The following is a 13,972-nucleotide window of genomic DNA, read 5'->3' on the forward strand; positions in this document are numbered from 1 at the left end:
ACCGACTTCCTAGGGCTTGGCCGGGGGAGCGCGATGAACGCTGATCTGCCCCTGCGCCAGGCCGCCGCTCGATTCCCGCGTGGCGCGATTGATTGCCTCGCCGACCTTGAGCCTGGCCGGCGTTTCTTCGCCGGCCTGCAGCACTGCCTGGCCGGGTTGGCGCGACCCGAGCTCAGCGGTGACGCCGGCGGGGGCGGCCCGATCGTTCTGGGCACGCCTGTTGATCCAGACGGTGCGCTTGCCAGAGGAGCGGACGACGACGCCGTCGAGGCTCATGGTGGCGCCCTCGAGCGTCTGTGTCTCCTGGATGTTGAGCTGGCGCTGGCGTTCGAGGGTGGCGCGCTTTTCTGGGGTGAAGAAGAGGCGGCCGAGCGTTGTGCCGCCACTGCCGCCATTCTGCGCGGCCGCGGTGCCGCTAACCGCGAGGAGAGCGAGCAGGAGCGGGAGGGACATGCGCTGCGGTTTCACCTTTTCTCCCGCAAGGTGATCCAGTCGATCTCGCAGTCGGCCTTGAGCTGCGCCTGCACGCCGCGCTCGCTGGTTGCGCCGCGCGGGATGCGTTCGACCGCGCACTGGCGCACGACGATCAGGGCGCGGACCCGGGCACGAAGATCGGTGAGGAAGCCGAGCAGATCGTCCTCGTGCAGCAGCTGCATCTGCAACTTCATGGCGCTCGACATGAACTCGTAACCACCACCTGAATTGCCTTCAGGCAGCAGTCCCGCCTCAACCGGTTTCTGCGGCATCAGCTCGTACTGTACGTCGATCAGCTTGCGCGCGGCCTTGATCTGGGCGATGCGCTCGATCCAGTCGAGGCGCTGTTCCTCCGTGACGTAGCCGCGCTCGACGAGCTCCTGGTAGCGGGCGATCCTGGCGCGGATATCCTGTTCCTCGTCGCGGGCGCGGGCGAGCTTGTTGCGGATGTCGCCGCGCTCGGCCTCCACCTTGCGCGCCTCGGCCTGGGCCGCCTTGGTCAACTGCAAGGCGCCGAAGACGACGGCGGCGCCGAGCAGGGCGAGGATCACCAGGATCACGACGCTCCATTGGATGCGCCGGAAGTCGGCTTTCGAGAAGGCGCCGGCACTCATCAGATTCGCCTCCCGATGCGCAGCGAGAACTGTGGGGCCTGGACTTGCGCCATGCCGTCGCCGCTGCTCTTGATCGACTTGGCCGAATCGGCCTCGAAGGAATGCTTGAGCACCTGAACGCCGAGATTGCGCGCGCGCAGGTGTTCGACGAAGACGTCGACGGCCGCCCGCTGGGCGCGTGGATCGGTGGCCAGGGCGAGGGGCAGCTGGGCGTGGAGCTCGACGGATTCGAAGAGGTCGGCGGGTGAAGTCGGCGACGGCACGGTGCCGGAACCCGGTGCGACCGGCGCGGTTCCCTGCAGCGTCGCGGCGCCGGCCCGGCCGCCGAGCGCCCAGTCGAGCCGCGTCAATTCGACACGCGGCGATTCCTGCAGGGCCTGGCTGATGGCGACATACATCGGCTCCGGCCCGTGCGCCTGTCGCAGGATGCGTTCGTAGCGGCCGGTCAGTGCCCGCAGCGCGTCGTTGGAGAGCGGGATTTTCGGCAAGGCCTGGAGGATCGCGTCATAACGGCCACGCTCGACTGCGGTCATCGCGGCGGTCTCTGCGTTGCGGGCGCCGATCGCCTGGTATTCGATCGCGTGGCGTCCCGCGAACAGAAGGCAGGCCGTGAAGATCGTCGCGCCGGTGGCGCGCAATCCGAACCGTATCTGGGCGAGCCGGAAGAAGTGGCGATCCTCGGCGGGCGCGAACTGCTCGCGCGGCGGCTTGTGTGCCAGCACGTGCAGGAATAGCGCTTCCGCCAGGGCGCTCTGCGGCGGCGTCTTGAGTCCCAGCCGCGACGAGGCATCGAGCAGGTCGATGAACTGGAAGTGGATCGTATCTGTGTCGATGCAGTTCTCGCGGAAGACCGCGGCTTGCGCGGGGTGTACCAGCACGTGGGTGGTCATCTGGTCGGCGCGCCCGATCAGGCGCTGGCCGGTCACGTACTGGTACATCCTTTCGGCCTCGGCGGCGCAGGTCAGCGCCATTTCCTCTGTGGTGCCGGTGACCAGCGGCGTCAGGCGCGAGAAGGTGACCCGGCCGTTGTCGATCAGCGTCTGGCGCACGCCGGCGCGGGTCGTCGACAGCACCATGTAGCGCTGCGCCGGTGCCCCGAGCAGCAGCGGCATGCCGGCTAGTACCATGGGCACGCTGAAAAGGCCGGCGAGGCGCCCCTCGGCCTGGCGCAGGACGGTGAGCCAGGGCTCGATCTGGGGCGGGCGGGTGAGGGCCGTGAAAAGCATGCGCTCGTCGCGGCGCCCGTCCTTCCTGCGGCCGAGCGACACGGCCGCGGCGTAGGGCGTGCCGTAGAAATATTGGGAGAGCTTGCGTTGGATCAGCGCTGTGCGGTCCTTGCCCTGGACGTAGGGAACCTCCTCGACCTGGAATCCCTCCTCGGCGAAATCAACGAGCAGGTAGAAGAGGCTGCGGCGGGCCTTGGCGACGTATTCGCCGAAAGCTTCGAAGCCGCCGGCATTCGGCGCGAACTCGGCTTCGGGCGACAGGTGGCCGCTGGCCCAGCGGTAGGCCGTCAGGCTCGTTGCGTCGAGAAAGAGCAGGCGGCGGGCGGCCATGGTCAGGTCCTCGCCGGGCCGCCCCAAGAGGACCCGCGCCCCCCCGTGGGGGGCAGCGTCCGCAAGGGATACCGTCCCCGATGCTGCGGGGGATATAAGCCGGATCTGCGAGCGTGGGGGGCCATCATCAGGTCTTGAGCTTGGTGATGACGTCGTAGATCGGGCCGAGGACCGCCAGCATGATCCAGCCGAGAATGATGCCGACCACCATGGTCATCATCGGTTCGATCATCGCCTGGACGCGCTCGATCGATTCCTTGACGTCGCGGTTGTAGAAATAGCTGACGTTGAGCAGCGCGGTATCGAGGGAGCCGGTATTCTCGCCGACGCGCAGCATGCGGATGACCAGCGGCGGGAACAGCCCGACGTTGCGGAAGGCCTCGGTGATGCTCTGGCCGTCCCCGATCATGCCGCCGACGCGCTCAAGGCCCTCCTTGATGACGAGGTTGCCCACGGCGGTCTCGGTGGCGCGGATCGATTCGAGCACGGTGATGCCCGAGCCGTACATCATCGCGAACAGGCCGGCGAAGCGGGAGAGGATGATCTTGCGCAGGATGTCGCCGATCAGCGGAATCCGCAGCTTGATGCCGTCCCAGCGATAGCGTGCCCGGGGGTTGGTATGCACCGCGGCAGCGATGGCGACGGCGACGAAGATGGGCAGGCCGATCACGACGTACCAGTAGTTGACGAAGAACTCGGAGGTCGCGATCAGCACCTTGGTCTGCAGCGGTAGCTGCTGCCCCATGTTTTTGATGAAGCCGGCCATCTTCGGCACCAGGTAGATCATCATGAAAAACGTCACACCAAGCACCACGGTGCCGAGGAAGGCCGGGTACATGATGAGCTTCTTGGTATGGGCGGCGAGTTCGTCCTGCCACTTGAGGCCCTCGAGCAGGCTCTTGAGCACGTCCGGCAGATTGCCGGTGTCCTCGCCGGCACGGATCAGGCTCTGGAAAACGCCGTCGAAGACCCGTGGGTAGTCGCCCATAGCCTGCGACAGGGTGTCGCCGCCTTCGATGCTCTCGATCATGCTGGCGATCGTCTCGCGGAACTGCGGGTGGGTCATGCTGTCGCGCAGGTCGGTCATGCCCTCGACGATCGGCACGCCGGCTCGCACGAGCTGCTCGAGGTGGAAGCAGAAGTTGATCAGCTCGCGGCGCGGCACCTTGGCGGCGAAGAGGGCGCTGCCCTGCGAGACCGGGTTGCCGTTGATGAAGTCGAGCCCCATGCGTTTCAGGCGCATCTCGAGGTCGATCGGGTTGATCGCGTCGATGCGGCCGAAGACCACGCGGCCGGCGTCGTTCATGGCCTTGTAGGCGTAGAGAGCCACTATGCCTATGACCTCGCCGGGCCGCCCCAAGAGGGCATGCGCCCCCCCGTGGGGGGCAGCGAGCCGACTTTGCGAGCGTGGGGGGCCAACATTACATCCGTTCGGTCAGGTCGACGACGCGGGCGACTTCCTCGATCGAGGTTGATCCATCGAGCACGCGGCGCAAGCCGTCCTCGGCCAGCGGGCGGAAGCCCTTGGTCAGGGCGGCGTTGCGGATTTCGCGCGCCGTGGCGCGACGGGCGATGAGCTCGTCGATGTCGGCATCCATGCGCAGGATCTCCATGATCGCGAGGCGGCCCCGGTAGCCCTGGTACTCGCAGCGCTCGCAGCCGGCGGGGCGATAGAGAATCGGTGGCGGGCGGATCTGCTCGGCGGAGAGCAGGCGTCGCTCGTGCGGCTCGGCGGTGTAGGGCTTGCGGCAGTGCGGACAGAGCCGCCGCACCAGGCGCTGGGCGACGACGCCGATGATGTTGCCGGCCATGATGTCGGGCAGGATGCCGATGTCCAGCAGGCGGGGGATCGCGCCGAGCGCCGAGTTGGTGTGCAGCGTCGAATAGACCTGGTGGCCGGTCATGGCGGCGCGGAAGGCCATCTCGGCCGTCTCGGCGTCGCGCACCTCGCCGACGAGGATGATGTCGGGATCCTGGCGCATCATCGAGCGGATGCCGTTGGCGAAGTCGAGCTTGGCCGCCTCGGCCACCGAGGTCTGGCGGATCATGGCCATCGGATACTCGACCGGATCCTCCAGGGTCATGATGTTTACGCCTTCCTCGTTGATGTGGTTGAGCACCGAGTAGAGCGTGGTGGTCTTGCCGCTGCCGGTGGGGCCGGTGACGAGGATGATGCCCTCGGGCCGGCCGATCATCAGCTTGAGCATCGACAGCTGCTCGTCGTCGAGGCCAATCTGGTCGAGCGGCACGATGCCCCGCTGGCGGTCGAGGATGCGCAGCACCAGGTTCTCGCCGTGGATCGTGGGCTGGGCGGCGACGCGGAAGTCGACCTGGCGGCCGCTGATGGTCAGCGAGATGCGGCCGTCCTGCGGCGCGCGCATTTCGGCGATGTTCATGCTGCTCATCACCTTGAGGCGCACCGCCATCGCCGGCCAGTAGGACTTGTGCAGGGCGCGGATCTGCCGCAGGATGCCGTCGATGCGGTAGCGGATGCGCAGGAAGTTGGCTTCGGGCTCGAAGTGGATGTCCGAGGCCTCGCGCTTGACGGCATCGGTGAGCAGGGCGTCGACGAGGCGCACCACCGGCTGGCTGTATTCGTCGAGCGTGGCCGCCAGCGTGCGGTAGTCGATCTCGCCCGTCTCGATCTCGTGCAGGATGCCGTCGATCGACAGCTCGTGGCCGTAGTACTGGTCGATGGCGCGGGCAATCTCGGACTCGCCGGCAAGCAGCGACTCGATCAGCACATCGTGCGTGAACAGCGCGCGCAACTTGTCCAGCGCGACGATGTCGTTGTGATCCGCGATGGCGATGGTCAGACGCTGCTCGGCGGGGCGGTAGTCGAGCGGCAGCAGATGGTGGCGCATCGCCAGCTCGCGCGGCACCAGCCGCAGGGCGTCGGCATCGACCGTGGCGTGGGCGAGGTCGATCGACTTCTGCCCGAGGGATTCGCCCAGCGCCTCGCGCAGCGTCGCTTCCGAAACGAAACCCAAGCTGACCAGCAGTCTGCCCACCGGCTGGTTGGATTTCATCTGCTCCAGCAGCGCGATGCGCAACTGGTCTTCGGAAATCACGCCCTGCGCGATCAGGACCTGGCCGATCGGGCGGCGGGAGGGGAGCGGCTGCGGGCTGTTCATCTCAGCGCCATTGTCGGATATAGCGCCAGCGGCGGCAAGGGGCTGTTCGTGATGTTCGGCACAGGTCGCCGCGCACGTCGCGACGGCCGCAGCGGGTCAGGGCTGCAACTCGCGCAGGCGGCTTGCGACCAGGGCCTTGTCGAAGCCGGCCGGACGCTGTGCCGCGGTCGCCAGCGCCTGGTTGTAGTACTGCGCGGCGAGGCGAGGCTGGCGCAACTGGTCGAGACTGACGGCGAGATTGAAGGCATAGTCCGGGTTCTCGGGCTCGATGCTGTAGGCTCTGAAGTAGGCCTGCTGCGACTCGTTCCAGCGGGCCTGCCGGGCAAGGATGTTGCCCAGGGCGAAATGCAGGGCCGCGATTTCGGGTTGGGCCGCGATCAGGGTTTTCAGCCGCGACTCCTGCGCCTGCGGATCCGCGCCGCCGCGCGCACCCGAATTGATCAGGGCAGCCTGGGCGCGTGCATCCTTCGGGTCGGCCTCGAGAGCCTTGAGCCAGTAGTCCTCGGCCTTTGCCACATTATGCTGGCGCAGGGCGATGGCCGCGAGGCCGTGCAGGGCGTCGCTGTTGCGCGGTTCGCTGCGCAGCACGCGTTCGTACTCGGCCTGGGCCGTCGCGAGATCGCCGGCGTTGAGGGCTTCGAAACCCTGGGCCAGCGACGGGTTGACCTTCAACTGCGATCGGGTGATGCGCACCGGGCTGGCCGGGTCGGCCGGCGCTGCGGCAGGGGCGGCGCGGGTCGGCCCCGCACGCCGCGGCGGCGGCGCCTCGTCCGCCTCGTCGTCGCTCCGGGCCGCGACCTTCGCTGCGGCCGAGGTGCTCGCCGCGGGTGCGGGAAGGGCAGGAGCGGCGGCCGGCGCCATCGGCGCGGCCGGCGGCGCAGCGGCGATCTGGGATGGCTGGGGTGCCGGGGAAGCCTGCGTCGGTGCTTTGCCGGCAAGTCCCGACTTGGGTTGAAGTTGCCACCAGAAATAGCCGCCAATGGCGGCTATGCCGACCACCGTAGCGCCACCGACGGCGATGGCGAATCCCTTGCGGCTGCGTTCCGGCTGTTTGGCGGTGAAGACCTGCTGCGCCGCCTTGCGCTCGTTATCGGCCGGGGCGGCAGTGCGAGGTGGCGGGCCGGGACGCGCGGCGGCCGGCGCGGCTGCTACGGGTTGTGGCGCGGCGGCGGGCTGCGGCGCCGGCCGCGGCTGCGGCTGCGGCGCTTCGGCGGCGGGCTTGCTCGGTCGTTTCTCCGGGGGGGCGGAGGCGGCGTGTGCGATGAAGTCGGCGTCTAGCACTTCGAGCTGCGCCGGCAGTTCCGGCAGCTGCTTGCCGCCGGACTGCGGTTCGGCAGGCGCCTCCGCGGTCGCCGGAGTGGCGGCGTCAATAGGTTCGAGACGCAACTCCTCGCCAGCCCCGGCCGGCGGATCGCCCGACTGCTTGGCCTGTTCCGCCTTCTTCAGGGCGTCCATCAGCAGGCTCACCGCGCTGGCTCCCCTTGACCTGATCTGACGTCGATATAGGGTTGCGGCGGGCCGGGGTTGTTGGCGAAATAGTCCTTGTTGGGCACCTGTCCGGTCTGGCTACGGTAGTCGCCGGCCAGGCTCGGGTCGCGAATGATGGTCGGCTTGAGCAGGACGACGAGTTCGCCCTTGACGGTCTTGTCGTTGCGACCGGTAAACAGGGTTCCCAGTGCCGGCAGCTTTGAGAGGAAGGGCACGGCATCTGTGGTGTTGTTGAGCTCGTCGTACATCAACCCGCCCATGACGGCGATTTCGCCGTTGGCGAGCCGAACCATGGATTCCATTTCGCGGGTCTGGATTTCCGGCACGGAGTTGGGGATGCTGGCCGGAATGCTCGGATTCGGATCCTGCTTGTAGCCGGTGACGCGGGAAATCGTCGGGCGGATGTTGAGGAGGATGTCTTCGGCGTCGCCGACCTGGGGCGTGACGCTCATAACCAGGCCGACGGACACCGAGTTCGGCGTCGTCGTGACCGTCGTCAGCGACGGGGAGCTTCCACCGGGTGTCGTCGTGTCCGACTTGACCGTGAAATAGACGATGTTCTCGACCACCTTGAGCATCGCGGTCTGGTTGTTGAGTACGCTGATCTTGGGACTCGACAGCACTTTGACGTTGCCGAAGGTCTCGAGGAACTTCAGTGTGGCCGCGATGTTGAGGCCGGGCGCGACGTAGTTGAGCACGAAGGCCTTGCCGGTCTCGCCGATATCGGTAAACGATCCACCCAGGGCCTGGCCCATGGCGAAGCCTGCGCTGCCGGTACGCAGGCGCCGCCAGTTGATGCCGTGCTGGTATTCGTCGCTCAGTCGGACCTCGGCGATGGTTGCCTCGATCATGACCTGACGACGCGAACTGTTGATCACCTGGTCGAGGTATTCCTGCACCTTCTCGTGCTGACGCCCCGTGGCGCGTACGACGACGATGCCGGCCTCCGGATTAATGATCACCGAGGCGGCCTCACGGAAGGTGGTGCGGCGCACGACCGTCGTGCCCTGCTGCTGCAGCGCTGCCGGGTTGGGGCTGCCGGCGATCGAGGACTGCGCAGTGGCGCTGCGGCCGCCGGCGGCCGCAGCGGCCCCGGTACCGGTGGTGCTCTGCTGGTCCGTGCGTTCGACGACGGTCTCGCTCGACCCCTCGGGCAGGGTCTTGTCGGTTTCGCGCAGCAGGTCCTTGACGTTCTTCTCGAGCGATTCCCAGAAGTGGTTCTGTGCCTTGCTGTTGACCGTTGTCGCCGAGGTGTTGCCGCCCCCCGCGGTCGCGGCGCCACCGGTCGTCGCTGCGGTGCTGGTCGATGCGATCTGGGTGTTGATCGTCACCGTGCCGGTGAGGTCGCGCGACATGTTGACGTAATCGACCTTGTAATTGCGCAGGAAGGGCGAATCCGGCATGACGATGAGGTTGGGGCCGTCGATCTCCCAACGCATGTCGACCTGCTTGGCGATGCGGCTGAGCAGTTGCTGCAGGGTCTGGTCGATGGCGTTGAGGGTGACGGTGCCGACCAGGCCGGGGTGGATGTCGACGTTGAGCTTGGCATCGCGGGCCAGCGCGAAGAGCAGTTCCTGTACCCGTATGTCCTTCACCACCACGCTGTAGGTCTCGACCTTGGGGGCGGCCTTGGGCTTGGACAGGCTGACGCTGTTTTGTACCGGCGCGGGGATGTTGCTCGACGCGGGGCGCACGTCCTCGGCGCGCAGATGACCGCTCGACGGCGGTTGCACCGGGGCGTTGGTACAGCCGGAAAGGGTGGCGAGCGTGGCGGCGGCCAGCATGCCGGCAGCGGCCATGGTGCGGGTCAGACTTGGCATCGCATGGAGCATCGAATGGGACATCGCCGCCTTCCCTGAGCGGAACGGTTTGATCATATCACGTCAAAAACCCTTGGCAACTTTATGAATTTTTGCAGTTTATTCCCTTTTATCGAAGCTTGACCACCTGGCGCGGATAGGGTTGATACGGCCGCAATTCGGTCGGCAGGGTCTTGAGGGCTTCCACGGCCGCGGCACGGCTCGGGAAATCGCCGTAAATGACGCCCATGCGCTCGCTGCCGTGCAGGGGCACGAAGTAGACGCGAACCTGCGCCGGGTCGAGCAGGGCGTCGGCGCGTGCGAGCAGGGCCTCGATCCGCCGTGCCTGGGAACTGTCGGTGCCGAGTAGTTGGATGAACCAGCGGTCGTTCGGCGTCTTCTCGAACCATGATCGATGCTCGGCGAGGCGTTTTTGCACCGCCTGCGGCAGCTTCTGCCAGGCCACCGGCGCGGGCGGGACAGGCGGAACGGGTGGGGCGGCTGGCGCCGCCGAGAGTGCCGGCGGCTGACTTGCGGCGTTCGTCGGCGCGGCTGTCACGGGATTCGAGGGGCTCGCCATCGTCGGCGCGGATTGGGGCGCTGCCGGAGCGGCTGGTGCCGCAGGAGGGGCGACGGCAGTCGGTGTCGGTGCAGGAGCAGCGGCAGGAATAGGTGCAGCGGCAGGAGCAGGGGCAGGCGGGATGGCGACCGGGGTCGGCGGCGCACCCTGTTGGCTCCAGAACACGCCCGCGCCGGCGACCACCAGCACCACGGTCGCAGCAGCGGCGATCCAGGCCGTCCGGTCGGCGCGCGGCATGGTGCCGAATTCGGAATCGGCGACGGCCGCCTTCACGTGCCGGGCGGTGATCTGGTGGGTGTTCTGGCTGTAGGCGGCGAGCAGGGCCTTGTCGGCGAGGATATTGACGCGTCGCGTCAGTCCCAGCGAGGCCCTGGCGATTTCGCGGATCGCGGCCGGGGCGAAGATGCTGGGGCCCTTGTAGCCGGCAGCCCGCATGCGGAAGTCGAGATACTCGGCGATGTCCTCGCGCACCAGCGGCTCGAGGGCGAAGTTGTGGGTGATGCGCTCCTTGAGCTGGCGCATGTCGGGGCGGCTCAGTACCTCGTTGAGTTCGGGCTGGCCGAACAGGACCAGCTGCATCAGCTTGTGGCGATTCGATTCGAGGTTCGACAGCAAGCGGATTTCCTCGAGCGTCTCGGCCGGCATGGCATGGGCCTCGTCGATCAGCACCACAACCTGGCGGTCCTCGGCGTAGAGCTCGATCAGGTGGTCCTGGAGGATGCGCAGCATCGTCGCCAGCCGCGTGTGTTCCGGGATTTCGAGCTCGAGTTCGTCGGCGATGGCATAGAGGATGTCGTCGCGCGCGAGCGAGGGATTGGCCAGGTAGACGATGGAGACGTGAGCCGGCAGGCGCTCCATCAGCACGCGGCAGAGCATGGTCTTGCCGCTGCCGACTTCGCCGCTGACCTTGACGATGCCCTCGTCGTGGGTGATCGCATACATCAGCGCTTCCAGCGTCGCGCCACGGTTGGCGCCGGCGAAGAAGAAGTCGGTGTGCGGTGTGATGCGGAACGGGACTTCGGAAAGACCGAAGTGCTCGAGGTACATGGTGGCCGGTCCTAAGCGTGCGTTGGGTGGTCGGGCGGCAGGGTCAGGAGTCCGTGCGCGAAAGTGTCTCGATGCGATTGTAGAGCGTCGTCCGGTTCACGCCCAGAATTTTGGCCGCATGGCTCAGGTTGCCTTGCGCCAGCTGTTGTGCGGCATTGATGTAGGCCCGTTCCCACTGCCGCAACAGGCGATCGAGGCTGAAGTCTCCCTGGTGTCCCTGATCGCGGAGATGGTCCAGCGCCAGCCTTTCGAAGGCGGCCGGGTCCGCGGGCAGCCCCGGCGGGGACGACCCGGTCTGCGCGCCGCCCTCGTCGAGTTCGTCCTCGAGTTCGTACAGTCCGATGCGTTCCGCCGGATGCTTGGTCGTCAGGCGGATGACGATGTTGCGCAGCTCGCGGACGTTGCCGGGAAATGCGTAGTCGAGCCAGCGCTGGCGAGCGTCCTCGGCGAGGCTGAAGGGTTGGGTGGCGAACAGGCGGGCGAACTCGTGGCTGAAATGCTCGAGCAGCAGCAGGCGGTCGTCGCCGAGCTCGCGCACCGGCGGCACGCTGACGGTGAACACCGACAGCCGGTGATAGAGGTCGGCGCGGAAGCGGCCCTCGCGTACTTCCTTCTTGAGGTCGCGGTTGGTCGCGGCGATGACGCGCGTACGCGACGTGCGCGACTGGGTTTCGCCGACGCGCTGATATTCGCCGTTCTCGAGCACGCGCAGCAGCTTGGGCTGCAGGTCGAGCGGCAGTTCGCCGATCTCGTCGAGGAACAGCGTGCCGTCGGCAGCATCCTCGAAATAGCCGGCACGTGCGCCCGCGGCGCCGGTGAATGCCCCCTTGGCATGGCCGAACAGCGTCGGCTCGACCAGAGAAGGTGCGATGGCGGCGCAGTTGAGGGCGAAATAGGGCCGACGGGCGCGCTCCGACAGGTGATGGAGGGCATTGGCGACGAGTTCCTTGCCGCTACCCGATTCGCCCTCGATCAGCACGGGGAAGGGGGCGTTGGCATACTGGCGCAGTTGCAGGCGCAGCTTCTGCATCGGGGCGCTTTGCCCGATCAGCAGGGCATCGGCCGTGGCGGCCGTTGCAGGAACGGCTTCCCGGCCGACGGCCAGCAACTGCTTGAGCAGAGCCAGCAGGTGTTGCGGCTCGGCCGGCTTGGCGACGAAGTCGGCGGCGCCGAGCACGCGTGCGTGCCGGGCATTGGCGGCATCGTTCTGGCCGGAAAGCACGACGATGCGGATGTCGGGAACGCGTGCCAGCAGTTCGGCGATCAGGGCGAAACCTTCGTCCGGCCGGTGAGGGGTGGGCGGCAGGCCGAGGTCGATCAGGGCGGCGACCGGCAGGTCTTCGCGCTGTTCGAGGGCCTTCAGCGCTTCGCCCCGCGTGTCCGCGGAGACGATGGCGAACTCCTTGCCGAGGAAGTACCTGAGCGAATCGACGATCAGCGGGTCGTCGTCGACGATCAGCAGCGTAGGGCTTTGGGCTGGCAGGGTGCCTGGGGCGTCGCTCACGGGGCGGGGAATGTTCGTTACGCGGTCTGCGGCATGATACAGGACGACAACGGTGCGCATATCGCCTTGCGCCTTCCCGTCCCGCGGTCATGCCAATGGCGTGGCCGCGGAGGGCCGGCCCGGCCCTTCTGCTAGAATCGCGCGGCCAAAAAAAGCAAGATATGGACGACAACCCGCTCATCCGCTTGACCGACGTCAACTTTGCCTACGACCGGCGACCGATCCTGACCGGGATCAACATGGTCATCCCGCGCGGCAAGGTCGTCGCGATCATGGGACTGTCCGGCTGCGGCAAGACCACGACGCTGCGCCTCATCGGCGGCCAGCTCAAGCCCTCGTCGGGCAAGGTGGAGGTCGACGGCCAGGTGGTACATGAACTCGATTCCGACGGCCTCTACGAACTGCGCCGGCGCATGGGCATGCTGTTCCAGTTCGGCGCGCTGTTCACCGACATGTCGGTCTACGACAACATCGCCTTCCAGATGCGCGAGCACACCGACCTGCCGGAAGAGTTGATCCACGACATGGTGATGATGAAGCTCCATGCCGTGGGCCTGCGCGGCGCCGCCCGCCTGATGCCCTCCGAACTGTCGGGCGGCATGGCGCGGCGCGTGGCGCTGGCGCGGGCCATCGCGCTCGACCCCATGCTCATCATGTACGACGAGCCTTTCGCCGGCCTCGACCCGATCTCGCTGTCCATCGTCGGCGAGCTGATCCGCAAGCTCAACGATGCGCTCGGCACCAGTTCCATCGTGGTGACCCACGACGTGCAGGAGTCGCTGAAGATCGTCGATTACGTCTATTTCGTCTCCGCCGGCAAGATCGTCGCCGAGGGCACCGCCGAGCAAATCAAGCACTCGACCGAGCCCTATGTGCACCAGTTCGTCTGGGGCGAACCCGACGGCCCGGTGAATTTCCATTACCCGACGACGCGCCCCTACGGCGAGGAGATGCTCTCGGGTCCGGGCAGGAAGCAGGTGTGGTGGTGAACGCCCTGCGCCGCATTCTCGAAGCCCTCGGCCACCGCGTGACCAAGCGGATCTGGCGCCTCGGCTTCGCCGCCCGCTTCCTCTTCGCCACCCTGCTGCACTCGGGCACGGCGCTGAAGCGCTTCCACCTGACCATCCGCGAGATCTATTTCACCGGGGTGCTGTCGCTGATCATCATCCTGGTGTCGGGCCTTTTCGTCGGCATGGTGCTGGGCTTGCAGGGCTACGACACGCTGCAGCGCTACGGTTCGACCGAGGCGCTGGGCATCCTGGTCGCGCTGTCGCTGGTGCGCGAACTCGGTCCCGTGGTGTCGGCGCTGCTCTTCGCCAGCCGCGCCGGTTCGGCGATCACCGCCGAGATCGGCCTGATGAAGGCGACCGAGCAGCTCTCGGCCATGGAAATGATGGCCGTCAATCCGATCGCCCGCGTCGTCGCGCCGCGCTTCTGGGCCGGGGTGATCTCGATGCCGCTGCTGGCCGCGCTGTTCTCGGCCATGGGCATCTTCGGCGGCTACCTGGTCGGCGTGCAACTGATCGGTGTCGATGCCGGCTCCTTCTGGTCGCAGATGCAGGCCTCGGTCGATTTCCGCGAGGACATCGTCAACGGCGTCATCAAGAGCTTCGTCTTCGGCGTTATCGTCAGCTGGATCGCCGTATTCGAGGGCTACGACTCCGACCCGACGGCCGAGGGCGTCTCCGGCGCCACCACGCGCACGGTGGTGACTTCCTCGCTCGCCATCCTCTTCGCCGATTTCATTCTTACCGCTTTCATGTTCCGGGGCTAACC

General features: G+C 67.0%; 11 protein-coding genes. 2 read left to right on the forward strand and 9 right to left on the reverse strand.

Annotation, left to right across the window (positions count from 1 at the left end; genetic code table 11):
- Window positions 1-9 precede the first annotated feature (9 nt).
- The 9 genes from EJE94_RS06710 to EJE94_RS06750 all read right to left on the reverse strand — a co-directional run bounded on the left by EJE94_RS06710 (window position 10) and on the right by EJE94_RS06750 (window position 12,175).
- Complete coding sequence (locus EJE94_RS06710) at window positions 10-453, reverse strand: hypothetical protein (protein WP_121242661.1); 444 nt, start codon at window positions 451-453, stop codon at window positions 10-12.
- Between the two features lie 11 nt (window positions 454-464).
- The gene (locus EJE94_RS06715) at window positions 465-1,088 is read right to left on the reverse strand and encodes a hypothetical protein (RefSeq protein WP_121242659.1); all 624 of its coding nucleotides are present in this window, start codon (window positions 1,086-1,088) and stop codon (window positions 465-467) included.
- The gene (locus tag EJE94_RS06720; protein ID WP_121242657.1) at window positions 1,088-2,644 is read right to left on the reverse strand and encodes a hypothetical protein; all 1,557 of its coding nucleotides are present in this window, start codon (window positions 2,642-2,644) and stop codon (window positions 1,088-1,090) included. The genes EJE94_RS06715 and EJE94_RS06720 overlap by 1 nt, the downstream gene beginning before the upstream one ends.
- 127 nt (window positions 2,645-2,771) lie before the next feature.
- A complete protein-coding gene (locus EJE94_RS06725; protein WP_121242655.1) occupies window positions 2,772-3,974 on the reverse strand; it encodes a type II secretion system F family protein in 1,203 nt (400 codons plus the stop codon).
- A 91-nt stretch (window positions 3,975-4,065) separates the two neighbouring features.
- Window positions 4,066-5,778, reverse strand: a complete 1,713-nt coding sequence (locus EJE94_RS06730; RefSeq protein WP_121242653.1) for a GspE/PulE family protein — start codon at window positions 5,776-5,778, stop codon at window positions 4,066-4,068.
- Between the two features lie 96 nt (window positions 5,779-5,874).
- Window positions 5,875-7,245, reverse strand: coding sequence for a tetratricopeptide repeat protein (locus EJE94_RS06735; protein WP_121242651.1), 1,371 nt, complete (start codon window positions 7,243-7,245; stop codon window positions 5,875-5,877).
- Window positions 7,242-9,110: a pilus (MSHA type) biogenesis protein MshL gene (gene mshL / locus EJE94_RS06740; RefSeq protein WP_243642546.1), complete on the reverse strand. Its 1,869-nt coding sequence runs from the start codon at window positions 9,108-9,110 to the stop codon at window positions 7,242-7,244. Before mshL ends, EJE94_RS06735 begins: the two co-directional genes overlap by 4 nt.
- 85 nt (window positions 9,111-9,195) lie before the next feature.
- Window positions 9,196-10,692, reverse strand: coding sequence for an ExeA family protein (locus EJE94_RS14930; RefSeq protein ID WP_121242649.1), 1,497 nt, complete (start codon window positions 10,690-10,692; stop codon window positions 9,196-9,198).
- 43 nt (window positions 10,693-10,735) lie between these two features.
- Entirely contained in the window at window positions 10,736-12,175 is a 1,440-nt protein-coding gene (locus EJE94_RS06750; protein ID WP_370685659.1) for a sigma-54-dependent transcriptional regulator, read from the reverse strand.
- A gap of 182 nt (window positions 12,176-12,357) precedes the next feature.
- Between EJE94_RS06750 and EJE94_RS06755 the strand changes: the two genes are divergently transcribed.
- Both EJE94_RS06755 and mlaE read left to right on the forward strand, forming a co-directional pair.
- Window positions 12,358-13,185: an ABC transporter ATP-binding protein gene (locus EJE94_RS06755; RefSeq protein WP_121242645.1), complete on the forward strand. Its 828-nt coding sequence runs from the start codon at window positions 12,358-12,360 to the stop codon at window positions 13,183-13,185.
- A complete protein-coding gene (gene mlaE, locus EJE94_RS06760; protein WP_121242827.1) occupies window positions 13,182-13,970 on the forward strand; it encodes a lipid asymmetry maintenance ABC transporter permease subunit MlaE in 789 nt (262 codons plus the stop codon). Before EJE94_RS06755 ends, mlaE begins: the two co-directional genes overlap by 4 nt.
- The last annotated feature ends 2 nt before the right edge of the window (window positions 13,971-13,972 follow it).

This window comes from Sulfurisoma sediminicola (genome assembly GCF_003865015.1).
In the GTDB taxonomy this organism is placed as follows: domain Bacteria; phylum Pseudomonadota; class Gammaproteobacteria; order Burkholderiales; family Rhodocyclaceae; genus Sulfurisoma; species Sulfurisoma sediminicola.